Annotated in this window: 27 protein-coding genes; 17 read left to right on the forward strand and 10 right to left on the reverse strand. The window is 31.5% G+C overall.

Going from position 1 to position 25,463, the window contains the following annotated elements:
* Nucleotide 1: 1 nt before the first annotated feature.
* The 5 genes from MMJJ_RS08610 to MMJJ_RS08630 are packed head-to-tail and all read left to right on the forward strand — an operon-like array spanning nt 2 to nt 4,619.
* Nucleotides 2-1,075 carry an oligosaccharide repeat unit polymerase family protein gene (locus MMJJ_RS08610; RefSeq protein ID WP_104838464.1) on the forward strand — a complete coding sequence of 358 codons (1,074 nt, stop codon included), beginning with the start codon at nt 2-4 and terminating at the stop codon, nt 1,073-1,075.
* Nucleotides 1,062-2,237: an oligosaccharide repeat unit polymerase family protein gene (locus tag MMJJ_RS08615; RefSeq protein ID WP_104838465.1), complete on the forward strand. Its 1,176-nt coding sequence runs from the start codon at nt 1,062-1,064 to the stop codon at nt 2,235-2,237. Before MMJJ_RS08610 ends, MMJJ_RS08615 begins: the two co-directional genes overlap by 14 nt.
* 28 nt (nt 2,238-2,265) lie before the next feature.
* The gene (locus MMJJ_RS08620; RefSeq protein WP_011171053.1) at nt 2,266-3,375 is read left to right on the forward strand and encodes a DUF373 family protein; all 1,110 of its coding nucleotides are present in this window, start codon (nt 2,266-2,268) and stop codon (nt 3,373-3,375) included.
* Nucleotides 3,376-3,385: 10 nt separating this feature from the next.
* On the forward strand, nt 3,386-4,336 hold the full coding sequence (gene corA, locus MMJJ_RS08625; protein WP_104838466.1) for a magnesium/cobalt transporter CorA: 951 nt from the start codon (nt 3,386-3,388) through the stop codon (nt 4,334-4,336).
* Between the two features lie 13 nt (nt 4,337-4,349).
* The gene (locus MMJJ_RS08630) at nt 4,350-4,619 is read left to right on the forward strand and encodes a signal recognition particle subunit SRP19/SEC65 family protein (protein WP_013999537.1); all 270 of its coding nucleotides are present in this window, start codon (nt 4,350-4,352) and stop codon (nt 4,617-4,619) included.
* Here the strand turns inward: MMJJ_RS08630 and MMJJ_RS08635 are convergent, their stop codons facing one another.
* Genes MMJJ_RS08635 through MMJJ_RS08655 form a run of 5 tightly spaced genes read right to left on the reverse strand, consistent with a single transcriptional unit; the run spans nt 4,620 to nt 7,803 of the window.
* Complete coding sequence (locus tag MMJJ_RS08635; protein WP_104838467.1) at nt 4,620-4,931, reverse strand: hypothetical protein; 312 nt, start codon at nt 4,929-4,931, stop codon at nt 4,620-4,622.
* Nucleotides 4,932-4,943: 12 nt separating this feature from the next.
* Nucleotides 4,944-6,032 (reverse strand): ADP-forming succinate--CoA ligase subunit beta, encoded by a 1,089-nt coding sequence (gene sucC, locus MMJJ_RS08640; protein ID WP_104838468.1) that lies wholly within the window; start codon nt 6,030-6,032, stop codon nt 4,944-4,946.
* Between the two features lie 57 nt (nt 6,033-6,089).
* Nucleotides 6,090-6,536 carry an aspartate carbamoyltransferase regulatory subunit gene (gene pyrI, locus MMJJ_RS08645; RefSeq protein WP_011171048.1) on the reverse strand — a complete coding sequence of 149 codons (447 nt, stop codon included), beginning with the start codon at nt 6,534-6,536 and terminating at the stop codon, nt 6,090-6,092.
* Nucleotides 6,537-6,586: 50 nt separating this feature from the next.
* Complete coding sequence (locus MMJJ_RS08650) at nt 6,587-7,231, reverse strand: TfuA-like protein (protein WP_104838469.1); 645 nt, start codon at nt 7,229-7,231, stop codon at nt 6,587-6,589.
* On the reverse strand, nt 7,228-7,803 hold the full coding sequence (locus MMJJ_RS08655) for a phospholipase D-like domain-containing protein (RefSeq protein WP_104838470.1): 576 nt from the start codon (nt 7,801-7,803) through the stop codon (nt 7,228-7,230). Before MMJJ_RS08655 ends, MMJJ_RS08650 begins: the two co-directional genes overlap by 4 nt.
* Before the next feature lie 156 nt (nt 7,804-7,959).
* On the opposite strand from MMJJ_RS08655, the gene MMJJ_RS08660 reads away from it, so the two are divergent.
* Together MMJJ_RS08660 and MMJJ_RS08665 are read left to right on the forward strand one after the other, a co-directional pair.
* Nucleotides 7,960-9,147, forward strand: a complete 1,188-nt coding sequence (locus MMJJ_RS08660; RefSeq protein WP_104838471.1) for an acetylornithine transaminase — start codon at nt 7,960-7,962, stop codon at nt 9,145-9,147.
* Between the two features lie 216 nt (nt 9,148-9,363).
* Nucleotides 9,364-9,771: a helix-turn-helix domain-containing protein gene (locus tag MMJJ_RS08665; protein ID WP_104838472.1), complete on the forward strand. Its 408-nt coding sequence runs from the start codon at nt 9,364-9,366 to the stop codon at nt 9,769-9,771.
* On the opposite strand, the gene phoU is transcribed toward MMJJ_RS08665, so the two are convergent.
* From phoU to MMJJ_RS08690, 5 genes are all read right to left on the reverse strand, one after another.
* Nucleotides 9,768-10,469, reverse strand: coding sequence for a phosphate signaling complex protein PhoU (phoU, locus tag MMJJ_RS08670; protein ID WP_104838473.1), 702 nt, complete (start codon nt 10,467-10,469; stop codon nt 9,768-9,770). The two genes, MMJJ_RS08665 and phoU, sit on opposite strands and share 4 nt — an antisense overlap.
* 56 nt (nt 10,470-10,525) lie before the next feature.
* A complete protein-coding gene (pstB, locus tag MMJJ_RS08675; RefSeq protein WP_104838474.1) occupies nt 10,526-11,281 on the reverse strand; it encodes a phosphate ABC transporter ATP-binding protein PstB in 756 nt (251 codons plus the stop codon).
* Nucleotides 11,282-11,300: 19 nt separating this feature from the next.
* Nucleotides 11,301-12,167, reverse strand: a complete 867-nt coding sequence (gene pstA / locus MMJJ_RS08680; protein ID WP_104838475.1) for a phosphate ABC transporter permease PstA — start codon at nt 12,165-12,167, stop codon at nt 11,301-11,303.
* 12 nt (nt 12,168-12,179) lie between these two features.
* On the reverse strand, nt 12,180-13,055 hold the full coding sequence (gene pstC / locus MMJJ_RS08685; protein ID WP_104838476.1) for a phosphate ABC transporter permease subunit PstC: 876 nt from the start codon (nt 13,053-13,055) through the stop codon (nt 12,180-12,182).
* An 80-nt stretch (nt 13,056-13,135) separates the two neighbouring features.
* On the reverse strand, nt 13,136-13,978 hold the full coding sequence (locus tag MMJJ_RS08690; protein WP_104838477.1) for a phosphate ABC transporter substrate-binding protein: 843 nt from the start codon (nt 13,976-13,978) through the stop codon (nt 13,136-13,138).
* A gap of 242 nt (nt 13,979-14,220) precedes the next feature.
* Between MMJJ_RS08690 and ppsA the strand changes: the two genes are divergently transcribed.
* From ppsA to MMJJ_RS08740, 10 genes are all read left to right on the forward strand, one after another.
* A complete protein-coding gene (gene ppsA, locus MMJJ_RS08695) occupies nt 14,221-16,497 on the forward strand; it encodes a phosphoenolpyruvate synthase (RefSeq protein WP_104838478.1) in 2,277 nt (758 codons plus the stop codon).
* A 70-nt stretch (nt 16,498-16,567) separates the two neighbouring features.
* A complete protein-coding gene (locus MMJJ_RS08700; RefSeq protein WP_104838479.1) occupies nt 16,568-17,014 on the forward strand; it encodes a phosphopantetheine adenylyltransferase in 447 nt (148 codons plus the stop codon).
* On the forward strand, nt 17,011-17,925 hold the full coding sequence (locus tag MMJJ_RS08705; RefSeq protein ID WP_104838480.1) for an AEC family transporter: 915 nt from the start codon (nt 17,011-17,013) through the stop codon (nt 17,923-17,925). Before MMJJ_RS08700 ends, MMJJ_RS08705 begins: the two co-directional genes overlap by 4 nt.
* A 73-nt stretch (nt 17,926-17,998) precedes the next feature.
* Nucleotides 17,999-18,847, forward strand: a complete 849-nt coding sequence (gene galU / locus MMJJ_RS08710; RefSeq protein WP_104838481.1) for a UTP--glucose-1-phosphate uridylyltransferase GalU — start codon at nt 17,999-18,001, stop codon at nt 18,845-18,847.
* Between the two features lie 33 nt (nt 18,848-18,880).
* Complete coding sequence (locus tag MMJJ_RS08715) at nt 18,881-19,756, forward strand: NAD-dependent epimerase/dehydratase family protein (protein ID WP_104838482.1); 876 nt, start codon at nt 18,881-18,883, stop codon at nt 19,754-19,756.
* A gap of 15 nt (nt 19,757-19,771) precedes the next feature.
* Complete coding sequence (locus tag MMJJ_RS08720; RefSeq protein WP_104838483.1) at nt 19,772-21,094, forward strand: UDP-glucose dehydrogenase family protein; 1,323 nt, start codon at nt 19,772-19,774, stop codon at nt 21,092-21,094.
* A gap of 171 nt (nt 21,095-21,265) precedes the next feature.
* Nucleotides 21,266-22,780, forward strand: a complete 1,515-nt coding sequence (locus MMJJ_RS08725; protein ID WP_104838484.1) for a flippase — start codon at nt 21,266-21,268, stop codon at nt 22,778-22,780.
* 142 nt (nt 22,781-22,922) lie between these two features.
* A complete protein-coding gene (locus MMJJ_RS08730) occupies nt 22,923-23,987 on the forward strand; it encodes a glycosyltransferase family 4 protein (protein ID WP_104838485.1) in 1,065 nt (354 codons plus the stop codon).
* Nucleotides 23,980-24,729, forward strand: coding sequence for a hypothetical protein (locus tag MMJJ_RS08735; protein ID WP_104838486.1), 750 nt, complete (start codon nt 23,980-23,982; stop codon nt 24,727-24,729). Before MMJJ_RS08730 ends, MMJJ_RS08735 begins: the two co-directional genes overlap by 8 nt.
* A 47-nt stretch (nt 24,730-24,776) precedes the next feature.
* Nucleotides 24,777-25,451, forward strand: coding sequence for a class I SAM-dependent methyltransferase (locus MMJJ_RS08740; protein ID WP_104838487.1), 675 nt, complete (start codon nt 24,777-24,779; stop codon nt 25,449-25,451).
* Nucleotides 25,452-25,463 lie beyond the last annotated feature (12 nt).

Raw genomic sequence — 25,463 nt, forward strand, 5'->3', positions numbered from 1 at the left:
TATGAAGAAGTTTTTGGAACTTAATTTACAAAAAATCGGACCACACCACATATTTGTTGGTTTAGTATGTATTTTTGTACTTCTATCAAATGTTACCACGCTTTCGGCATGTATTGTATTATTTTCATCAGTATTTTTTTATATTTCTTTTATTGCAGGGCAAAATATCTTTAAAAAATTGGATTTTAGGCCTTTCGAAGTAAATTATAAGTTTCATGAAAAGATAGGGCTTTTTTTACTTTTATTTGGTATTTTTTTCACGATAATGGATCTTTTATGGGTTAGGGGAGTTCCACTCTTTGATCCAACCTCTAGAAAATTTTTAAGTGTTATATATACTGCATTTTCGCATACACTTCCATTAGGTTGGGCCATAGTAATTTCAAGTTCCAAATTAAGTACTAAAAAAATATTTTTGTATTCTGGAGTATTTGCAGCGTTAATAGCACTTTTAGGCTACCGTACACAAGTTGTGGTGTTATTACTTTCAACAATTTTTGCAATGTACTATTCAGAAAAAATAAAAAATAAACTCATGATTTATTCATTAATCGGACTTGCGCTGGTCGTTTGTGGACTTTCATTTTTAAGGCATTTTATATTAAATATTGGTGGAAACCCCATACTTTCAAGAATAGATCTTACAATGAGTATATTTGATCTTATTGTCAAGAATTTCAATGGTAATTTTCAAGGAGTCATCCATAACGCCGTATTTTCATCATATGGGTTAATTGATGGTCCAAAATATGGTCCAAGAACGTTAATTGCAAACAGTATTGGGGTAACTGGCGTTACAATCACACCAACAATATTTGGTGCAGTCTTAATGGATTTTGGAACGCTCGGGCTCGTTCCCTATTTCGGGATTTTTGGGCTTTTAATGGGACTTTCAAACGAGGTTTCAGGTAAATTAAAAGGTTTATATTTGGGATTTTATTCAATAATGGTATCTTACTTGATTGTAGGGATTGAAACAGGTATTTTGGATCTTGATGTGGTTGTAATGTATTTTTTAGGTGTAATTTCCACATTTTATGGGATTTTTAGGGGGATTTTAAATGCTAAAAAATAATTTTGAAAAATCTAAAAATTATTTTAAAGAAAAATACGGGCTAGGACTTGATAACCCCATAGTAATAATTTTTATTGGATATTTCCTGATATTTTTGCTCGCAATTCCATATTTTGGAGAATTTGGGTTAAATTCCCTTTTAAAAATGATATTGGTTGTATTTGGAAATTTGGCTATTTTTTCGATTCCATTTTTTATAAATTTTGAAAAAAAGATGAAATTAGATAAATTAAATTTAAAAATGTTTTCAGGGATTTTGCTTGGATTTTCCATGTTTTTTGGAGTTTTTGTTCTTTCCGGGAGTGTATTGTCGGCAATGCTATTTTCAGGACTTGTATTTTTAATTCTACATATTTTTATAAAGAATTATTGCTCTGAAAAAATAAGTAAAATCATGTTTTTAATTGGTGTAGTTTCATTTCTTGCAATGGTTTTAATTTATGGAACTCTTCCAATTACCGATTACACAGTCAGAATGGCAATTTCAGATGATCCTTTAAGATTAATTTCTTCGGGTGCGCTCACGTTTGCAAGCCTCTTTAATTTTGGATATTTTTTAGTATCTTTCGCAATTTTGGCAGTAACGGGGTACAAAGCAAATGTTTTGGTATTAATCGTTGCATTTTTGCTTTATAATTACAAAAATAATAAAATAAGTGCAAAAAAAATATTTTTAATTGGAATATTTACCGTGTTATTTTTAGGAATAATGGCAAAAGCAATTCTTTCATCATCGGGTCAATCATGGAGCCTTAATTTTTTAGAAATTTTATCATACCGGGCTTATTTTGATTTGATGACCTTAGAAAAGATTATAATGTACCCTACGGCATTATACGGAAAAATTGCATTTACACCTGGTGGGGAGTCTTTAATTGGCGAAATAATTCATGGTTACAGACATAATATTACGTCAACCCTTTTTGGTCCGATTTATTTGGATCTGGGTTATTACAGCTTAATTTTTTCATTAATATTTGGAATAATCAGTAAGTTAATATATAAAAAGAGCGATACTAAAATATATTCTATTTATGGTGCTGTATTGTTATCAATGTGCGAAATCGGCATCAATTACGGTTTTTTAGTTACGATGTTAATGTTTTTGTATGTTTCAGAAAATCTGCATAAAAAGCCCATAATTAATAAAAAAATATTTTAATCGTTTATTTTAGTGTTAAAGTGGTATAATGGTATCAATAAAAGATATCGGCAAAGATTATAACGTTCCCGAAGATAAAAAGTATCTAGTTATTGTCGTTGACATGGACGACGATGTTGGAAGAAAAGCAAATATTAGGACCCCTATTTTAAGTAGGGAGGATAATATCAATGCAGCGGTAAAGCTCGGGCTAACCGATCCAGGAGATAGTGATGTAAATTCCATACTTGGTGGAATTCAGCACTACGACCATTTAAAGAAAGAAGGAAAAGATGTTGAAATTGCAACAATTTCTGGGGATATTGATATCGAATCAGAGGTATGTGCAATTAAAATTAAGGAACAAATCGACTTTTTAATTTATCTCTATGAACCTAACTTCATTTATCTCGTTTCAGATGGGAAAGAAGACGAAATGGTTTTAAAATACCTTGAATTAAAGGATATTTTTGTCTGGAAAAAGAGAATTGTAATTAAACAAAATGAATCTCTTGAATCAACATACTATCTCGTGCAGGAATTTATAAAAAAGACTATGTCGCAGTACATTCCGTTAATATTTACATCTATCGGTTTTGCAATGATTTTGTATGCCGTATTTTCCGATCTAGGGTGGAGAATAATTGCAGGGCTTATTGGAATTTACATCCTGTCTGAAGGCGTTGGATTAGTTGAATCTGTTAAAAAAACACTTAGTGAAAGCAAAAAGGGTCTTGAAGTTGGAAAACTATCTCCTTTTGGAAATATTTTGGGATTTTTGATACTTCTTGTAGGTATACTTTATTCTTACAGGGCTTCGGTGGATCCCGAACTAACGGTATTTTTCGGAAAATTCCTGTTAAATATTGCAAATCCGTTAACGTTAGGCTTTGTGCTTTTAGTACTTGTTCATTTCATAGATGACTTAATACACACTGAAAAAAGTATACTTAGGCTTTTAAAAAGGCTATTCTTTAACGTAGTTTTAGCATTCATGCTCAGACAGATGCTGATTGTTTCATCAGGTTATTTAATTGGATATAGCACTGAATTTACCGGTCTTGTAATGTATATTTTAGCATATGTATCTATATTAATTGTACTTTCGGTTGTATTATTTCACGAACCAAAAAGCAGAGAAGGGTTAATTGAAGAGTAGTTGTGAAAACATGCTTGAAATTCTTGGTTACCATGCTGGATCTTTTGAAGTTTTGAATTTGGATGACGTAAATAGTGAACACGATCTTATATGGATTGACTGTTATGACCCCTCAGACGTGGAATTAATTGAACTTTCTAAAAAAATAGAAATAGAAACTGATGAATTAAGTCTTGGGCTCGATGAGCAGGAAGTTCCAAGGGTCGAAGAAGAAGATACTTACTATACAATTATTTTTAAAGCCCCGTTATTTGAAGAAGACATCACAACTACTTCTTTTGGACTTTACGTAAAAGATAACATCATCCTGACGATTCATGCGGATAAAATCAAGTCAATTGGGCGACTCTACAATCTTGTAAAGACAAAAAAGCCAAAAACCCTTCTCGATAAAGGAAAAGGATTTTTTATATACACAATTTTAAACCAGATTACGATAAGCTATTCGAGAATTCTTGTAAACCTTGAAGATCAACTGGATATTTTAGAAGACAGAATAGTTCAGGAACAGAATAAAAACATGACCGAAGAAATATTACAGCTTAGAAAAATGCTTGTATATTTCCACAAGGCTCTTATATCAAACAAAGATGTTATTTCAGTTTTAAAACGAAAGTATCTTTCAATAACCACTCAGGAAGATAGGTGGGAATTTGAAGATTTATACTACGATATTCTGCAGTTAATTGACATGGAAACAACGTATCGTGAGCTTTTATCGTCAATGATGGATATGTCACTTTCGATTGAAAACATAAGAATGAATCAGGTAATGAAAATTCTTACAATGATTACTGCACTTTTTGCCGTTCCAATGTGGATTACTGGAATATATGGAATGAATTTTAAGTACATGCCTCTTTCAGAGAGCCCTTATGGATTTTGGGTAATTTCTTTAGTATCTATTGCGTTTATACTGGTAATCAGTCGCATATTCGTGAAAGAAAAATGGATTAAATAATTTTGGTGAAATTATGAAGGAAATAATTTTATGGCCCGCGTATATTGATCTAAAAAGAACCAAAAACGAAGGAAGGAAAGTTCCAAAAGAAATTGCAGTTCAAAACCCGAAATTAAAAGATATTGCGAGCAAAATAAAAAAAATGGGTTTGGAATATAGTGTTGAAAATAAAAAAAGTTATCCTAAAGAATCTTGGGAAATTTGCGGATACATAAAAGTAAAAGTGGATGAAAGTACTTCAAAATTACAATTTTTAAAAGAGATATGTAATAACATGAAATAATTATTTTTTAAAATTTTCATGTTTATTTTCAAGTTCCGAAAGTAAAAATTTAACCCTGTTTTCCAGTTTTTCATAACTTTTTGAGATATCCCTATATTTTTCATAGAGTTCATTTAATTTGTGATGTAAGTATTCAAGTTCTACGTTTTTTTGACTTATTTCATTTTTTAACTGGCTATTTACGTAAATTTCATGCCTGTATTTTGCTTCAAGTGCAATATATGACTTTTTAGATTCAATATATATTTTTTTAATATCTTCATATTTATCTCTTGAAACGGTTTCCTGCTTTTTCTTTCGGATGTTAAACATTGAAAATCACGTTTAACTATTTATTAATCCAGTAAGTGCTTTTGCAGCCCCTTCCATCGAGCTTTCGAAGCTTATTCCGTTTTCAGATAATATTTTTCTTCCTTCTTCTTCATTTGTTCCCATCATCCTAACAGCAAACTTAAGATTTGGATTTTCTTTTAAAACATCTACAATTCCCATCGAAACTTCATCACACCTTGTAATTCCGCCAAGAATGTTTATGAATGCCCCTTTAACGTTTTTCCGGGATGTTGCTTTTAAAAGTGCTTTTTTTACAGTTTCCCTATTTGAACCACCGCCAACATCTAAGAAACATGCAGGGTTTCCGCCAAATTCTTTTACAATGTCCATGCTTGCAAGGGTGAGTCCTGCACCGTTTCCAATAACTGCAATGTCTCCATCAAGTTCAACATATGCAAATTCGGATTTTTCCTGTTTATTAAATTCTTCAAATTTCTCGTAGTTATGTCTAAAGTATGCATCGTCGTCAATATTCAAAACCGCATCAGCAGCAATGATTTTTCCATCTTCAGTAAATACAAGCGGGTTTATTTCGGCTAAAATTCCATCCATGTCTTTGAATGCTTTATAAACTTTGCATAATACATCTGCTACTTTTGGAATTTCCTGGCTTGGAATGCCTGCTTTTTTAAGCATACCTCTTGCAAGGTATGGTAAAAATTCTTTTTCAGGGTTTAATGATAATTTTATTATTTTTTCGGGAGTTTTCGAAGATACTTCTTCGATATCTACTCCGCCTTCTGTTGAAAATATAACAACATTGTTTTTTTCGTTTCTATTAACAACAACGCCAACATAATACTCTTTTGCAATTTTTATCTGCTCTTCAAGGAGTACTTTTTCAACAAGTTCTCCTTTTACCGTGTTTCCAATTAATGATTCAATTTTTTCGTTTGCATCATCGACATTATCTGCAAATAAGATTCCGCCAGCTTTACCTCTTCCACCAACTAAAACTTGCGCTTTTATGACAACAGGATAGTCGATGCTTTCAACTTTTCCACATACAAGTTTATTTTTTGGAATAGGGATATTATTTTCTTTAAAAATTTCCTTTGCTTCGTATTCGTGTAATTTCATAAAAATCACCAACAGTTCTCATGATAATAGTTACTGAAAATATAAAAAAACTAGGGTTTATTTTGAGATTATAATTGAATTAATGAATTTTTCGCAGTATTCGCACCTGATTTTTAACGTGTTTTTCTGTTCGATTGAGAATCTGCTTTCGATATTTTCTTTATTCGTGATGCAGTTTGGATTGGTGCATTTGATTATTCCGTCAATTCTTTTTGGAATGTCTACTTTAAATTTTTTTATGACTTTTCCTTCTTTTATGATGTTTATCGTTGCATCTGGTGAAATTAACGCAATTTTGTTTACATCGTCTTTTGAGAGTTCAAGCCCTTCAATTTTTAAAATATCTTTTGTAACGCCTTTTTTTGACGGCACGTTTAGTGCAAGTGTTATTGGGAGTTTTTCTTCGATATTTAGTATTTTATAGACTTTCAGTGCTTTTGATCCACTGATATGGTCGATAACAGTTCCGTTTTCAATGGGTTTTACTTTGAGTTCCCGTTTCATGACTTCACCAGATTTTTTTATGTAATCTATTAAAAAACTGTTTTAAATCATTACTGTTTTTCAATATATTTTATAATTTCTTCGAGCATTTCAAAGGCATCGTTTCTTTTTATATCTGGCTGATTTTTTAAAAATTTTTCCAAAACTTCCCGTTTTTCTCCAGAAATTCCTGATTTTTCAATAACATTTTCAAATGTTCTAAGTGGGTAATATAATTCTTTTCCCGAAGTAATCAATCGTTTTAAATCATTTTCATCGATTATTTTTTCATTCAATGCATTATTGATCATTTCTCTAAAGCTGATCATCGAAAATGTGATCTGATTTAAATTATCATCAAATGTAACTGCAACTTCGTCATCATCTGTGATTATTCCGTTTTTATATAAATTATAAACCGAGCCAACTCCAATCATGCCGCATGTATCAAGTTCTGAAGCTCTTAATGCGCCCATTGAACCTGCACCAAATACTGTAATATTATTTTCAATAACCTTTAAAATTTCCCGATGAGCAACAGCAGTACTTTGCAGGAAGCAACCATCGATTATTCCGATTATATCATAATCAAAGATTTTTTCAGACGTTAAATCCCCACGTTTTATTGGCGGAAATATATCGACATCAAAATTTTCCAGTTTTTTTCTTATTTCGTCTTCTTTAATAGTTAGTTTGGAAAAAATAGCTATTTTCATTCGATAGACCCCCAAAGTGACTCAAAATATTCTTTTTCAATTTTAAGAACGTCTTCATTAGATACTGCAATTGCTGATTCTTTATTTTCAAAAAGGGCTTTATCAGTCCAGTTATGGCTTCCAACAATAACTGTATCATCAACTATCATTAATTTATTATGTGTTTTTTTAGAATCATGGAATTTTACCAGAATATGCTGGCTTGAAAGTTTGCTCTGGGCTAAAATATTTGATCCGACTTCTTCTTCAAGAATTACACGAACCATTACCCCTCGTTTTCTTGCGTTTGTGAGTTCATCAATTAATTCGGAAATCTTTGGATTTAAGTATATCGAAAACATGATAATGTTAATTTCTTTTTTAGCATATTTGATTTTGTTTAAAACATAATAATAGTATTTTTCGTCATTTAATACTTCAATCCGGTCTTCTGGGCAGGTTAAACTCCTTGAATATTCAAAGTTACTTTTTACAATTTTTAACAATTTTACAATTGTGAAAAATAAGATTGCGAGGATTATCGTGTTTATAATTGTCAAATATCCACATATATTGATTAAATCAAACTCCATTTTAATCCTCTTAATGCTTTCTTTAAATCCCGTTTTTGGAAAAAATACAAAACTTATTTTAAAAAACAATATATTTTTAAACTTGATACTATTAAATAATTTTGAATCATGATTTATTTAATCACATGACTGATTTTGAATGACTTGGTGGTTAGTATGAGTACTTTAGAAAAAGAACAGATTATTTCAGATGAAAAAAAATATGTTATAAACACATACGGCCGAGTTCCAGTAGTTCTTGTAAAAGGAAATGGAATGAGCGTGTTTGATACTGATGGAAAAGAATATCTTGATTTTCTTGCAGGAATTGGGGTAAATAACGTTGGGCACTGCCACCCTAAAGTTGTTGAAGCTATTAAAAATCAGGCAGAAACTCTAATTCACGTTTCAAACATATACTACAATGTTCCACAAATCGAGTTAGCAAAAAAACTCGTGAAGTTAAGCGGACTTGATAAAGCATTTTTCTGTAACAGCGGTGCAGAAGCAAATGAGGCTGCAATAAAGCTTGCAAGAAAATATGCTAAAGCAAACGGTAAGGAAGGAGAAATTATTACAATGGAACATGCTTTCCACGGAAGAACCCTTACTACAATTACTGCAACTCCTAAAGCAAAATATCAGGAAGGATTTGAACCACTGCCAACAGGTTTTAAATACATTCCATTTAACGATATCGAAGCATTAAAAGCGGGAATTTCCGAAAAAACTTCTGCAATAATGATTGAACCTGTTCAGGGGGAGGGTGGAATTCACCCTGCAGATAAAGAATATCTAAAAGCAGTTCGAAAACTATGTGATGAAAACAATATCGTTTTAATTTTTGATGAAGTTCAGTGTGGAATGGGAAGAACTGGAACTGTATTTGCATACGAACAATACGGAGTAATTCCTGATATTGTAACACTTGCAAAAGGTCTTGGTGGCGGATTTCCAATAGGTGCAATGGTCGCAAAAAGCGAAATTGCAAGCGCATTTACTCCCGGAAGTCACGGAACTACCTTTGGTGGAAATCCTTTAGCATGTGCTTCATCAGCAGCTGCACTCGATGTAATTTCAGAACTTTTAGATAATGCTGTTGAAATGGGTGAATACTTCAAAAACAGCTTAAAAACACTGGAAGAAAAATATGAATTCGTAAAAGAAGTAAGGTCCTTAGGATTAATGGTTGGAGTTGAATTAACGTTCAACGGGTCAGACATAGTTTCAAAAATGTTTGAAAAAGGATTTTTAATAAACTGTACTTCTGATACCGTTTTAAGGTTTTTACCTCCGCTAATAGTTGAAAAGGAGCACATAGATGCAATGATTTCGGCTCTTGACGAAGTATTTTCCGAAATTTAACTTTTTCTTTTTTTAATTCTGTTGTAATGTCTAGTACTAAACGACATTAAGGCAGATTTGATCAAAAATGTTTTTTCAATGTTAGTTGGCCTTACAAAAACTTTATATTGCACGTTTATGAAATATATAATTAGGTCTTTTGAAGTGGGGGAGCTTTAAATGGCTATTTTATATTGGGTTAAATTTTCAATATACAGTTGAGAGTGGGGCGATATAGTGAATAGCATAGAAAATGTAGACCAAAAATTAATCGAAAACCTTGCAAATTTAATGTCAAGCGAAGTTCGAGCAAAAATCTACATATATTTAAGGAAGTACAATAAAAGTACAGTTGATGAAATTGCAGGTGGAACTGGAATATATCCGTCAACAGTTCGTGAATCGATACTCGATATGTATAATACAGGATATGTTTCACGAGAAAAAATGGATAAAGAAGGTCTTGGTAAAAAGCCGTACCTTTATACTGCAGCAGCGCCTTCATACATCGTTAAAAAAATTTCAAAAAATATTCAGGAAAAATTAAATGATTTGATAATGGTTGATAAAAGGCTTGAATCAAAAGAACTTAAAATACCGTTCGTTCCTGTACGAATTGTAGTTGATGAAAAATATAATGATTAATTTTCCAACTTTTTTGTAGTTTTATTCAATAATTTATCAAATTCTTCTTCTTTTAAGCGTTCTCCGGTAATCATAAATGCAACTCTATCACCAATACTTCCACACAAATTTCCAACCCGTTCAAGGTATGTTCCAACAACCAAGAAATCGGTAGCTTCACTAATTATTTTTGGATTCTCAATCATTTTAAGTGTCATATCCCTGCAAAGTACTTTGTATAGTTCGTCAATTTTACTATCTTCACGGTATGTTTTTTTTGCAAGTTCCAAATCCCGATTTCCAAATGACAAAATTGAATTTTTTAGCATGTTTTCAAGAATTTCATCCATAATTGTTAAAATACTCCCGTTTTTTGATCTGAGAATGTTCTGTTCTGAATTAATGGTTATTTTTGCAATTCTTGAAGCCATATCTCCAACTTTTTCAAGTTTTGATATAATTTTAATCATCGTAATAATTTCCCTTAAATCGCTTGCAACAGGCTGCTGTCTGGCCATAAATGAAATGCACTTTTCTTCAATTTCCATTTCCATTAAATCGATTTCATCGTCCCAGTCCCTAACAACTTTTGCAAGTTCGATATCATTAGTTATAAATGCGGTTATGGAATTTTTTAGTGATTTTACACACATTTCAGACATTTTATTAATCATATCTTCAATTTCTTTCATTTGATCGGAAAATGCATTTCTAACCATTTTTACCACCAAATATCTTCAATTTTCTAATTTTTTCAATTTTAATTTTTAATCTATTATCCGAATCTTCCGCTAATGTAGTCTTCAGTTTTTTTATTTTCGGGTTCAACAAATAATTTATCAGTTTTATTAAATTCTACCAAATCTCCAAGCATGAAAAATCCAGTGTAGTCTGAAACACGGCTTGCCTGCTGCATATTGTGAGTTACAATTACTATTGAATATTCTTTTTTTAATTCAACCATTAAATCTTCAATTTTAAGCGTTGAAATTGGGTCCAGTGCTGAACACGGCTCATCCATTAGTATTACATCAGGTTTTACCGCAATGGTTCTTGCAATGCATAATCTCTGTTGTTGGCCTCCTGAAAGTTTTATTGCAGATTTTTTCAGGTCGTCTTTTACATCATCCCACAGTGCAGATTTTTTCAGTGCCCATTCAACGATTTCATCGAGCTGTTTTTTTTCTTTAATCCCGTGGATTCTTGGGCCGTATGCAATATTGTCATAAATACTCATTGGAAATGGGTTTGGTTTTTGAAATACCATTCCAACTCTTTTTCTAAGCTCAACAACGTCAATATCTTTGTCGTAAATATTTTTTTCATCGAGAGTTATTGTTCCAGTAACTTTAACTCCCGAAATTAGATCATTCATCCTGTTGAGGCATCTTAAGAATGTAGATTTTCCACAGCCACTTGGACCGATCAGTGCTGTGATTTTATTTTCATAAATTGGCAGATTTATATCATTTAACGCCTTTTTTTCGCCATACCAAAAATTCACATCTTTTGAGTTCATTTTGATTTTCATAAGTTACACCAAATTTTAATTAGCTCTGCATGAGTTTGAATCTATTTTTAACGACATTTGCAATTGTAAATAATACAAACATGATTGCAATCAGGACAAGTGCAATTCCATAAGCCATTTTAAGTTCTTCTGCATTAGAATATTCGGTTGAAAGCACATATAAACTAAATGATAGTGTTTCAACCCTATTAAATAATCCAATTCCAAATGAAAATGCAGTAGCAGCGGTAAACATGATTGCAGCAGTTTCTTCTGCACTTCTTCCCATTGCAAGGATAATTCCCGTAATCATCTGGGGGAGAGCTGAAGGAATTACTACTTTTTTAATCGTCTGCCATTTTGTAGCACCGAGTGCAAGACTTCCTTCTCTAAGTCCGGGTGCAACTGATTTTAAACCTTCTTCTGTTGCCCGCATTATAATTGGAAGAACCATGAACGATAACGTAAGTCCTCCGATTAATAGTGATGGGCCAACTGTCTTTATTGCAAGAGCATACCCGAAAATTCCAAATACAATTGAAGGAAGCCCTGCAAGGCTGTCTGATGAAAATCTAACTGCCTGTGTTAATTTATTGTCCGAAGCATATTCATGAAGATATATTGCACCCAAAACTCCGAAAGGAATAGCTAATAGAATTGAAAGGACAACTAGTGCAATAGTTCCAATTATTGAATTCCAGATTCCATCAAATGATCTTTCAACTCCCAAAATCACGTTTATGGGGTTTGCATCACCAAAGAAAAATTCCATGTTTATTGCGCCGATTCCGTTAATGAAGACGTAACCAACAATTGTGAACAGGATACCAACTACAATAAATGCAAACAGGTAAAAAATACCAAATACGATGTTTTCTTCAATTTTGGCTTTTTTGGAGTTATTCAAATTTCCACCTTGTTAGTCCCATTTTATTTTGTATTTTTTATTGATATAATGTGATATTAAATTGAGTGAAAGAACCATTACAAAGAGTACGAGCCCTGTTGCAAACATTGCATAATAAATCGGGCTTCCTGAAGCTGCTTCTTTTATATTTAATATAATATGTGATGTTAATGGCCTTACTGGATCGAAAATCGATTTTGGAATGAGCGGCCAGTTTCCAGCAACCATTAAAACTGCCATCGTTTCTCCAATGGCTCTACCCATCCCCAAAATAACTCCTGAGAGTATCCCGCTGAGGGACGCTGGAAGAACTACCTTTTTTATAGTCTGCCACCGTGTAGCGCCCATTGCAAGACTACCCTCTTTTAATTGTTGTGGAACTGAATTTATTGCATCTTCGGAAAGTACTGTAATTGTTGGAACTATCATTATTCCAAGGATTATTGATGCAGCAAGCCAGCTGTATCCCGGATTTGTATTAAAAACATCTCTAATTAGTGGAACAAGTAAGACCATACCAACAAAACCATAAACTACTGAGGGAATTGCAGTTAAAATTTCAATTGAAGGTCTTAATATATTCTGAACTTTTTTTGGTGCAAGTTCTGCTAAAAATATGGCGCATCCAACTCCTAACGGGACTGAAAATACAAGTGCAAGTATTGTTACTAAAAATGAGCCGACAATCATTGGAAATATTCCGTAAGCGTCATAATTTGGTGACCAGTCAAGTCCCAATACGAAATCAAACGGACTTACAGCTGAAAATACTGGAAGACTACTAATTATTAAAAACAAAACCATTGCAAATATAATTACGCTTGATAAGAGTGCACTCAGTTTTAATATATTTTCAAGGACTGATTCGCCAATATTTTTTTTATGCATCCTGTTTCACCATAACTGTAAATTGAAAAGATTAATAAAAATTTTTTAAAAAAATAATTGGAAATTAAATAATTAAAATATTAGTTTACTTGGATATATCCTTCTTCTGCAACGATTTTTTGACCTTCTGAACTTAATAAAAAGTCAATAAATGCTTTAACTTCTTGTGAAGGTTCACCGTTTGTAATAACATTTAGTGTTCTTGAAACTTTGTATGTTCCGGAAATTACATTGGCTTCAGTAGGAATTACTCCTTCGTATTCGCAACCTTTAACTGACGAGTCAAGGTATCCAATTGAAAGGTATCCAATTCCATTAACGTCCGCTTTAACTGATGATTTCATTGCACCGTTTGAAGCAACAACAACTGCTTTTTTAGTAATATTTCCTTTATTCAGTGCTTTTTCAAAGAATACTTCTCTTGTGCCGCTTTCTTCGTCTCTTGTGTAGACTGTAATTGGTGCATCGTTTCCACCAACTTCATTCCAGTTTGTAATTTCTCCAGAGTATATCGCGATAACTTGTTCTTGTGTTAAACTTGAAACTGGGTTTTCTGGCTGTACTATAATTGCAACACCGTCTTTTGCAATTCCAAATACTTGTAATGATGGATATATTTCAAATTCTGAGGATTTTACATCTCTTGAAGCCATTCCGATGTCATTTAAATTTTCACCGGCTTCTTTAACTCCAAGGCCCGAACCTCCGCCGGTAACTTCAATCATGTAGTTTTTATTTGCAATCATGAATTGTTTTGCAGCTTCTTCTGCGATTGGTAGTACGGTAGTCGAGCCTGAAATTTTTAAACTAACTTTTTGAACTTCCACATTATCTGAGCCATTAGTACTTTCCGTGCATCCGCTCAATCCCACGATTAGGGCGATAAAGACTGCACCAATTAGAACACTTATATATTTTTTCAAAGGAGACACCTCCCAGGTTTATGATATATCCTACACATCAAATGTATATAAATGTTTCTATTTTGGTATTTTAGTTCCTATTTTATGAATAAATTAAGTGTATTTTAAAAAAATAAATTATCAAAAACTAAGTCTGAAATCAACTCTACAAAATATTATATATCTGAGATGTATAAAATAGAATTGTAATCATAGTTATTTTTGATAGACGAAACATGAATTGAACGAATGGAGGATTCAACATGAAATTGATAACTTGGCTTGATGATCTCAGAAATGATGATGTTGATATTGCAGGTGGAAAAGGAGCATCTTTAGGGGAGATGTGGAATGCAAAATTACCTGTACCTCCGGCATTTGTCGTCACTTCAGAAGCTTACCGGTACTTTATCAAAGAAACAAAGCTTCAGGATGAAATTGAAAGAATTTTGTCAAATATTGATGTTAATAATAATGAAGAATTGAACAAAGCATCAAAAGAAGTTAGATACGCAATTGAAAATGTTAAAATTCCTGATGATTTGAAATTAAGCATTATTGAATCATACCACAAAATGTGTGAACTTAGCGGAGACGATGAAACGTTTGTCGCAGTAAGAAGTTCAGCAACTGCAGAAGATTTGCCTGATGCAAGTTTTGCAGGGCAGCAGGAAACTTTTTTAAACATGAAAGGAAATGAACAGGTTTTACAAGCAGTTCAAGAGTGTTTTTCATCGTTATTTACTCCAAGAGCTATTTTTTACAGGGAAGAAAAAGGATTTGATCATTTTGAAGTTGCACTTGCAGCAGTTGTTCAAAAAATGGTAAATGCAGATCAAGCAGGAGTTATGTTTACCGTAAACCCTATAAATCAGGATTACAACCAGATGGTAATTGAAGGAGCATGGGGACTTGGGGAAGGTGTAGTTAGCGGAACAGTAAGCCCTGACACATATATTGTTGCAAAAGATACTCAAGAAATCCTAAGCGTAAATGTTGCAAGGAAAGATACAATGTTTATAAAAGATGCCGATGGCGTAACAAAAGAAATAAAAACGTCTGAAGATTTAATCGAAAAACAGGTTTTATCTGAAGAAATGATCAAAAAACTCGAAAATGTTGGTCAAACAATTGAAAATCACTACAAAAGACCAATGGATATTGAATGGTCTATTGAAAACGGGGAAATTTACATGTTACAGGCAAGGCCAATTACAACGTTAACTGATAAAAAGGACTCAAAATCTTCAAATGAAATCGAAGGAAAAATTATATTAAAAGGAATTGGCGCATCTCCCGGAGTTGAATCTGGAAAAGTAAAAATTATTTCGGAAATTGAAGAAATTGGAAGAATTCTTGATGGGGACATTTTAGTTACCAAAATGACAACTCCTGACATGGTTCCGGCAATGAAAAAAGCGGCTGCAATAATTACGGATGATGGTGGATTAACTTGCCACGCTGCAATTATTTCAAGAGAACTTGGAACTCCTTGTGTAGTTGGAACAAAAGGAGCTACGAAAAATTTAAAAGACGAAGAATGTGTCACTGTTGATGGTGAAAAAGGAATTGTCTACGAAGGAAAAATTGGCAAACCTGAAGAAAAAGCACCTGCTCAGGTAGTTTATGCGGGAGCTCCAGTAATCACTGCAACAGAAATAAAAGCAAATGTGAGCATGCCTGAAGTTGCAGAAAGAGCAGCTGCAACCGGTGCTGATGGAGTTGGGCTTTTAAGGGCAGAACACATGATTTTAGGAACCGGTGTTCACCCTGGAAAAATCTTAAATGAACAAGGCGAAGGTGCATTAACCGAAGTATTTGCAGAAGGTATCAGAAAAGTTGCAGATGCATTCTATCCAAGACCTGTTACATACAGAACTCTTGATGCTCCAACCGACGAGTTTGTTGGTTTAAAAGGTGGTGAAGACGAGCCTCACGAACACAATCCTATGATGGGATGGAGAGGTATCCGGAGAGGTCTTGACCAGTCTGAAATTTTAAAATGCGAACTAAAAGCTATTAAAAAATTAAGAGAAGATGGCTACAGAAACATTAACGTGATGATTCCTCTAGTTACAAACGTTGATGAAATAAGAAAAGTAAAAGAAATTGCAAACGAAGTTGGCCTAAAACTTAGACAGGATGTAGAATTTGGTGTAATGGTCGAAACTCCTGCTGCAGCTTTGATAATCGATGATATTATTGAAGAAGGAATTGATTTCATAAGCCTTGGAACAAACGATTTAACCCAGTATACAATTGCAATTGATAGAAACAACGAAAATGTTTCAAAATATTACCTTGAAAACCACCCTGCAGTTCTCAAATTGATTGAACTTGTTATAACATCCTGTAAAAGTGCAGGTGTAAAAACTTCAATCTGCGGTCAAGCTGGAAGCAGGCCACAAATCGTTGAAAAATTGGTTGAATGGGGAATTACAAGTATTTCTGCAAACATCGATGCAGTAGAAACAATAAGAAATGTTGTTGCAAGAACAGAACAGAAAATTATTCTTGAATCAATAAGAAAACAAAAATAATTCTTTCTTTTTTATTTTTTTAATATTATATCCTTTAATTTTAATTTACAAATGTGCTGGTGTTTTTGAAATGAATAATGTTGTTATCGGAGGTACCTTTGATATACTGCACAAAGGCCACGAAAATTTATTAATGCACGCATCAAAATTTGGAAAACTCTTTATTGGAATTACAAGCGATGATTTTATAAAATCGTACAAAAAACACGATGTAAATTCATTAAATGTTCGAAAAAACAATTTAAAAAAGTTTTTAGATACTAATAAAATTGATTACGAAATAATGGTAATTAATGACGTGTATGGTAACTCTATTTCAGAAAATTATGATATAATTGTCGTAACTCCTGAAACAAAAGAAAATGCCGAAACTATAAATAAAATAAGGGTTAAAAATGGACTAAAACCTTTAATTATTGAAGTTTATGACTTTTTAATGGCAAAAGATAATGTTCCAATTTCGACTACGAGAATAAGAAATGGGGAGATAGATAAACAAGGAAATTTAAAACGATGATAATTATGGAAATCATGTATGTTATTGTATTTTTAATTTTGATCGGATATATTTCGAGACATTTTAAAATACTCGATGAAAAAGACAGGATGGTCTTAAATAAAATAGTAATTTACATTGCAATGCCTGCAACAATATTTTTGCAGTTACTTACTAATGTAACGCCCTCAGACCTTCCAGAATTTATGAAATTGCCGATAATAATATTTATTTCAACAGCAGCATGTGCACTTTTAGCATATATTGTTGGAAAACGTTTAAAATTGGATAATAAATCACTTGGGGGATTTGTACTTGTTGCATCAATTGGAAACACGGGATTTTTAGGGTATCCTGTAATTTTAGGATTTTATGGAGAACAAGGTCTTTTAAGAGCGATATTTTGTGATATGTCTGCAATTTTTTGCAGCATGCTCCTTGGAACATACATCGGGGTTAAATTAAGCGGTGCTAAAAAAAGCATTTTAAAAGAAGTATTTACATTTCCGCCACTGTTTACGGGGATATTTACTTTAATTTTGGTATTATTGCACGTGAACCTATCAATATTCCCTGAATTTTTCACAAAATCGCTTGAATACATGTCTAGTGCAACAATTCCCTTAATAATGCTTTCACTTGGACTTTCGCTGTCTCCAAAAGCTGCGAAATTTGGAATATTTTACGGAATTTTGGCATCGATATTTAGAATGGTAATTTCTCCACTTGTGGCCTTCCCAATTTCCGAAAGTATTTTATCAAACCAGCTAGATAAACAAGTAACGATAATGCAATCAGCAATGCCTTCTGCAATGATGCCTTTAGTTTATGCGGTGATCTATGATCTGGATGTAAAACTGGTTGCTTCGGCATGTTTTGTATCGACCGTTGTATCGTTGTTTGCGCTACCGATACTTTACACATTAATGTAAAAGCCATATTTAAACGTCATAATTTTATATGTGGTTTCAATAATACTATTATAGTTTTTGAGGGGAATATCTAATGATAAAAAAAGCTATCATACCTGCAGCAGGATTTGGAACAAGGCTTCTTCCAATTACAAAAGCACAGCCAAAAGAGATGTTGCCAGTACTTGGAAAACCAATTATACAGTATGTAATTGAAGATTTGGCAAATGCTGGAATTGAGGATATTTTAGTAATTACTGGTCGTGGAAAATACGCAATAGAAAACCACTTTGATAAAAATTTTGAACTCGAAGAACGGTTAAAAAAAGATGGAAAATGCGAACCTCTAAAAAAAATTTTAGATATTAATGAATTTGCAAATATATACTACACAAGGCAGGGAAAACAAAATGGCCTTGGAGATGCAGTACATTGTGGAAAAGAGTTTATTTGTGAGGATTACACAATAGTAATGGTTGGGGATACAATTTATTCTGGAAATGTGCCAAAAAAACTCATTGAAGCACATGAAAAATATGGATGTTCAGTAATTGCACTTGAAAGAGTTCCAAAAGAAGATGTCCATAAATATGGAGTAATATCTGGAAAAGAACTTGAAAGTGGAATCTTTGAAATAAATGATCTTGTTGAAAAGCCAAATGTAGAAGATGCTCCATCAAATCTGATAATTACTGGGGCTTATTTATTATCTTCAAAAATATTTGATCACATTGAAAACACGAAACCCGGAAGGGGTGGAGAAATCCAGCTTACTGATGCTATGAAAACATTGTTAAAAGAAGAAAAAATTATTGGTCTCGAAGTTGATTTCAAAAGATATGATATTGGAGACATTAAAGGATGGCTTGAAGCAAACGTTGAACTTGGAATAGAACATATAGATGGGTTTAAAGAATACATCAAAGACCTATGTGATGATTAAAAATATACATACTAATTTATTTTTGGTGAGATTTTGAAAATTTTAGTAACTGGCGGTGCAGGATTTATCGGAAGCCATATTGTTGATATTTTAATTGAAAATGGTCACGATGTATCAATTTTAGATAATTTAAGCACGGGAAATGAAAAAAATTTAAATTCAAAAGCAAAATTTATCAAAGGAGATATTTTAGATAAAAATTTAGATTTAACTGGATTTGATTGCGTAATTCACGAAGCAGCACAGATCAATGTTAGAACTTCGATTGAAGATCCTGTTTTTGATGCAAATATAAATATTCTTGGGACTGTTAATATTTTAGAAAAAATGAAAGAAAATGGCGTTAAAAAGATTATATTTTCATCATCAGTCGCCACAGTCGGGGAACCAGAATATTTACCTGTTGACGAAAATCACACTTTAAAACCCTTATCCCCTTATGGGTTGAGTAAAGTTTGTGCAGAAGAATATATTAAACTTTATAATAAATTTTATGGAACCGAATACTGTATTTTAAGATACGCAAATGTTTATGGTGAAAGGCAGGATCCACTTGGTGAAGCAGGAGTTATTTCAATTTTTATAGATAAAATGAAAAAAGGAGAACAGCCTGTGATTTATGGCGACGGAAATCAAACTCGGGATTTTGTAAATGTCAAAGACGTTGCAAGAGCAAATTTAATGGCTTTAAATTGGAAAAATGAAACAGTAAATATATGTTCTGGAAAAGAAATCTCCATAAATGAACTTTTCAAAATTATTTCCTCAGAACATGGTTTTGATTTAAATCCTATTTATGAAGAAGGAATGGACGGTGAAATTTATCAGATATATATGGAGAATGATAACGCTAAAAGTTTAGGCTGGGTTCCAGAAGTTGAATTAGAAAATGGGATTAAAGAGATTTAAGATATGTGTGAAAAGATGAAAATTTCAGTTATTGGAACAGGTTATGTTGGGTTAATTCAAGCGGTAGGTTTGGCAAGTTTCGGGTTTGACGTTACGGGTATTGACATTGATGAATCAAAAGTTAAAATGTTAAATAATGGTGTTTGTCCATTATATGAGGATGGTTTAGAAAAACTTTTAAAAAAACATGTTGGAAATAATTTAAAATTTACAACTTCTTATGAAGAAACTATTGATTCTGACGTTATTTTTTTATGTGTTGGCACTCCTCAGGACAAAGAAGGAAATACTGATTTAAAATATATTTTTTCAGCAGTTGAAATGTTAAAAAAACATTTTCAAAGTCAAAAATGGTTGGTTATAAAATCAACAGTTCCAATTGGAACTAACCGTCTTTTAAAAGAACGTTTAACAGGGTATGATATCGAGATTATATCGAATCCCGAATTTTTAAAAGAAGGAGTCGCTTTAAAAGAATTTTTAAACCCTGAAAGAATAGTTTTGGGTTTTGATGAAAATGATTCATCATCAAAAGAAATTTTAGAAAAAATATATAAAAATTTTAAAGAAAAAAATATTCCATTTATTTTAACAAACTATGAAACATCAGAAATGATAAAATATGCTTCAAATGCATTTTTGGCAACCAAAATTTCATTTATAAATGAACTTTCTAAATTGGCCGATAAAACAAATGCAGATATAAAAACAGTAGCTTATTCAATGGGACTTGATGATCGAATCGGAAAAAAATTTTTAAATGCAGGGATTGGTTATGGAGGGTCATGTTTCCCAAAAGATGTAAAATCCCTGATAAAACAATTTGAATATAATGGGGTAGTTCCAAAAATTATAACTGCAACAAATAGTGTAAATGAAAATCAGATAAAATGGTTTTTTGGAAAAATTAAGAATTATTATGGTAATATAAATGGTAAAACCTTTGCAATTTTGGGCTTAGCATTTAAGCCAGATACTGACGATTTAAGGGAAAGTGCAGGTATAAAATTAATCGATTTATTATTATGTGAAGGAGCAATTATTAAAGGATATGATTATATTAAACAGGCGCGTGAAAATGCATGTAATATATACAAGTCAAATGCCTCAAAACCATTTCATGGCTCCAATTTTTATGTTTTGGATAATTTATATGATACGGTTTCCAATGTTGATGGAATAATTATAACGGTTGAAGACAATAAATTGAATTATGAGGATTGGTCAAATATTTTTAATTTAGCAAGCGAAAAAATAATTTTTGATGGAAAAAATATATTGCATAAAGAAAAAGTTGAAAAATTCGGTTTTGAATACTTTGGCGTTGGATTAAAATAATTTTGTTAAGATTATATACTTTAGCCTATTTGAAAGAAGAATATCCAAAAAATAATTTAAAATTTTAAATCATTAACTGATACCTTTTCAATAGTGGTTAATGGAAAGTTTTAGGATATGCTCAAATTTCAGGGTTGTGTCTGACTAAAAACAATAACAATTGGTGCTACAATGTCTTATAAAGAACGGGTTTTAAAAGGAGTAAGTTGGAATTTTCTGCTTCTATTGGCAGCTGCACCAATTGGTTATTTTGTTAGGATTTTATATTCAAATGAAATCCCTAAATTAGATGTGGGTTTATTTTATGCAGTTTTCGATTTTTGTTGCATGATCGCTATTTTCAAGAATTTGGGACTAAATGCTGCACTGGTTAGGTTTATTCCAAAGTATTTACATGAAAAAAGACTAGATTTAGTTAAATCTTCGATAATATGTGCAGGGGTATTGCAGACTACTGTATCCTTAATTATGACCTTATTAATAATTTTGTTATCTTCATTTATCGCAACATATTACATAAACAACCAAGGTCAATTTACGGGTCAGTTGGATTTGGTTATCTGTGTTTTAATTATTTTGAGTATTGGTTATTGGTTTCAAAGTATTATGGACGTTGTTGCCAATAGTATATGGGGTTTTCAAAATCAAAAATATTATGGAACTATAAATTTTGTTAAAATATTTATGGTTTTAATTATATCATTTATTTTAATACATGTTTTTGATGTGCGTACTGTTTTTACCCCAATATGCGCTTACACTTTAGCACCGATTTTAATGATTTTTATATATACATATATTTTTATTAAAAAGATATTTCCTGAATTTTTTATTGAAAAATTTTCATTTTCAAAAAAACTCACAAAGGACTTATTTAGTTATGGTTTACCACTTATGATGGGCAGTGCTGGAGCTTTAGTTTTAAATTATATCGACGGGATATGTTTAACTTATTTTGCAGGGTTAAATGCAGTTGCAGATTATAGGAATGTTGCAATGCCAACAGTCAGTATTTTACGATATTTTGCAACAGCTGTTGGTGCAGTTTTATTTCCAATGAGTTCAGAATTATGGGAAATGGGGCATGGAGGCATATTGGGAAAAAGTGTCGAAAAGATATGTTTATATTCTTTTGTGGCAGTTTTTCCGATTACTGTTTTAACAGCATATTTTCCAGAAGTTATCGTAAATTTATTTTTTAACACTCAGTATTTACCTGCAGCAGATGCTATAAGAATATTAAGTTTGGGAACTATATTTTTTACATTAAATAGTATAGGATTTAATGTTTTAAATGGGATCGGAAAGTCACTATTATCTACAAAAATAATATATTTTGGAGCAATTTTTAATTTAATATTTAACATATTGTTAATACCAAAATTTGGGATCGTCGGGGCATCTGCAACAACTGTTTTGGGGTATCTTTTAATGTGGATTTTGCAAGCACGGTATTTGGGTGACTTTATAAATTACTCAAACATGCTCAAGAAGTGGTTAATAACAACTCTTTTAGGAGTTTTTAGCTTAATTCCCTTGATATTCGTAACAAAAATTATAAATAATATTATTTTACAATTATCTGTTGGTATGGCCGTCTATTTGGGCGTATATGCACTGGGCATTATATTATTCAAAATTATAGAAATCGAGAAGTTAAAAGAAATGTTTAGAATAGGTATTTAAAGATATAATTATAATTGTTAATTTTCAGAATAATAATGGAAATGTTCATCTATTTTGGCAGTAATGTGTCAGGTTTACAAATTTTAATTAATGGCGTATATTGATAAAAAATATTGAATTATAGTTTTATTTAGTGGAAAATATGGGAAAAATATATTATTATTTAAAAAAAGATTTGAATACTTTTGAAGGTAAGGATAAAATTAGTGGTGAAGTATACAATTATCTGAAAAAATATTATTCTAATTTAGAAATTTTTGATGAGTTTTCTATATCCTATGGGGATGATGATATAATTCATATAAATTCTTCAGGAATTTTAGATTCTATTAAATATGGTAAAATGAATAAGAATTTAAAGATATACTCTCTTTATTCTAATCTGAAAGCAAATCCTATAACGCTCTTACGAGACTCTATTGATTTTTTTAAACTAAAAGATAAAAATTTAAAAATTTCATTATTTTATTTATTTAAAAGACGTTCATTTCCAATTTTTTTGAGTTTAATCCCTTGGTTTCTAATTAAAAAAATATTGGGACAAAATGAAGTTTTAATTTTGCCAAACAAATATCTTTACAAGAATTTAAATATAAAAACCGCTAAAATCATCCCCATTGGAATAGATGCTGTTAAATTTCATAAAAAAAATATTGAAAAAAATTCAAAAATCACTGTAGCTTATGCGGGCCATCCCGCAGTCGACAAGGGTATTATCGAGGTTTTAAAAATATTTAGTCGGTTGGATAGTACAAAGTTTAGAAAAGTCCTGTTTTTAACAAATTTGAATATAAATTTAGACTACTTGAAAAAAATAGATCCGAGTGTTGAAATATTTGGGCCCCAAAAAGATATTGTAGATACATATAATTCGATAGATATTTTGATTTTACCCTATAGGCATGAAATCAGCAGCATTGCTAGCCCGCTAGTTTTAATTGAGGCTATGGCATGTGAGGTTCCGGTAATAACTAGTGATTTACCCCACGTTAAGGAAATAGGGGGGGAGATATTACAATATGTTAAACCATTTGATATTTCGGATTTTGTTAAAAAAGTCAGTGATCTTGCAAATAATCCTGAAAAAAGATTGGAAATGGGAAAAAAATCTAGAAATATTGTTTTAGAATATTATGACGAAAAAGAAACATTAATGAAATATATGAAAATTTATGATACTGTGATTAAAAGGGACCAAAATGAATGAAAAAAGTATAAAAAACGTATTGGATTTGGCACAAGAACTTCGGTCAAATAATATAAGGTTTTTCTTTCATGATTACGATCGATGGATGACGAGTACTGATATCGATATTTCATTAAATAGCGATGATATAACTAATTTTCACAAAATAATGACTAAAAATGAATTTAAACTACTTTCAAAATTTCCTCCTTGGAAGTTATTTTATGTGAAATATCAAAACGGAGACATAATTTTCTTTGACACCCATTTGGATGCATACGAAGGAGTTTCTAAGGATATTTTGTTTCCAAATTCATCAAATTACTTTTTGGACGAAAACAAACAACTTTTTTATTATATATACCGAATCAGTATTGGACAACCTTGCTTAATTGAAATAATATCTCCATTTGTATATTATTTGGAGTATTTGCTACGAACTTTATTTTTGTATCCTGAACGAATAAAATATTCGGCTGTTTTAACCGACAGATGGTTTTATGATTTAAATACTTCTCCGAACGCATCAAATAACATTGTGAAATTTTTAAATAAACTGCTTCCAAAACCCTCTTTGGTAGTTTATTTGTATAATGATATAGATGTTTTAATAACTAGAAAACCCGATCATCCAAAAAGTGATTTAGAAAGACAATTAGCTAGCTTTAATGAAATAGAAAATATTTTTGATTTAAAAATTAAATCGGGAAATAAAGGGGAAGTTATAAATGAGATTATGGATAGGATTATTAAATTACTATGATGCTTATTTTTGAATATGTTAAATAAAACTGATTTTACGTGGTTTAAATGGAAAAAAACTTTAAAATACAATATTTTGAAAAATATGGTGGTGGGCATCTACCTTCAAAAAAATATCTAATTGATATTCTAAGCAAACTACCTAAAAATGCGAAAGTTTTAGATGTGGGCTGTGGAAAAGGTACATATCTCAAAGAAATTCATAAAATCCGGCCTGATTTACTATTGCATGCTGTTGATATTGGGGATGTTCAAGAATATTTGGCAGATTATATCTTATTTAAAAAATCCTGTGGAGATAATCTACCATTTAGCGATGAAATGTTTGATTTTGTGTTTTGTTTACATGTGTTAGAGCATGTTCAGAACCCCCATGAGTTTATGATTGAATTTAATCGGGTTTTAAAAAAAGATGGTTTTACTTATATCGAAATGCCATATTATAAAAGAGCATATATTCCAGATGGAAATATGAATTTTTGGAGTGATCCTACACACATACGACCATACAATCATAATTCCGTGGATAAGCTTTTAATCGAAAATGGTTTTGAAACTTTAAAAATAAAACTTTGGAGGGACTGGATCCCTATTTTTTTAGGCCCTTATTTAATACTAAAAAGGATATTATTCAATGATATGGATGCCCTATCGACATTTTTTGCAAATTTATATGGTTGTGCAATAGGTGGGTTGGGAAAAAAGGTAAAAAACATTAAATAAAAAATTTTGGGA

Origin of the sequence: Methanococcus maripaludis, assembly GCF_002945325.1 — an archaeon.
GTDB classification, from domain to species: domain Archaea; phylum AGJL01; class Methanococci; order Methanococcales; family Methanococcaceae; genus Methanococcus; species Methanococcus maripaludis.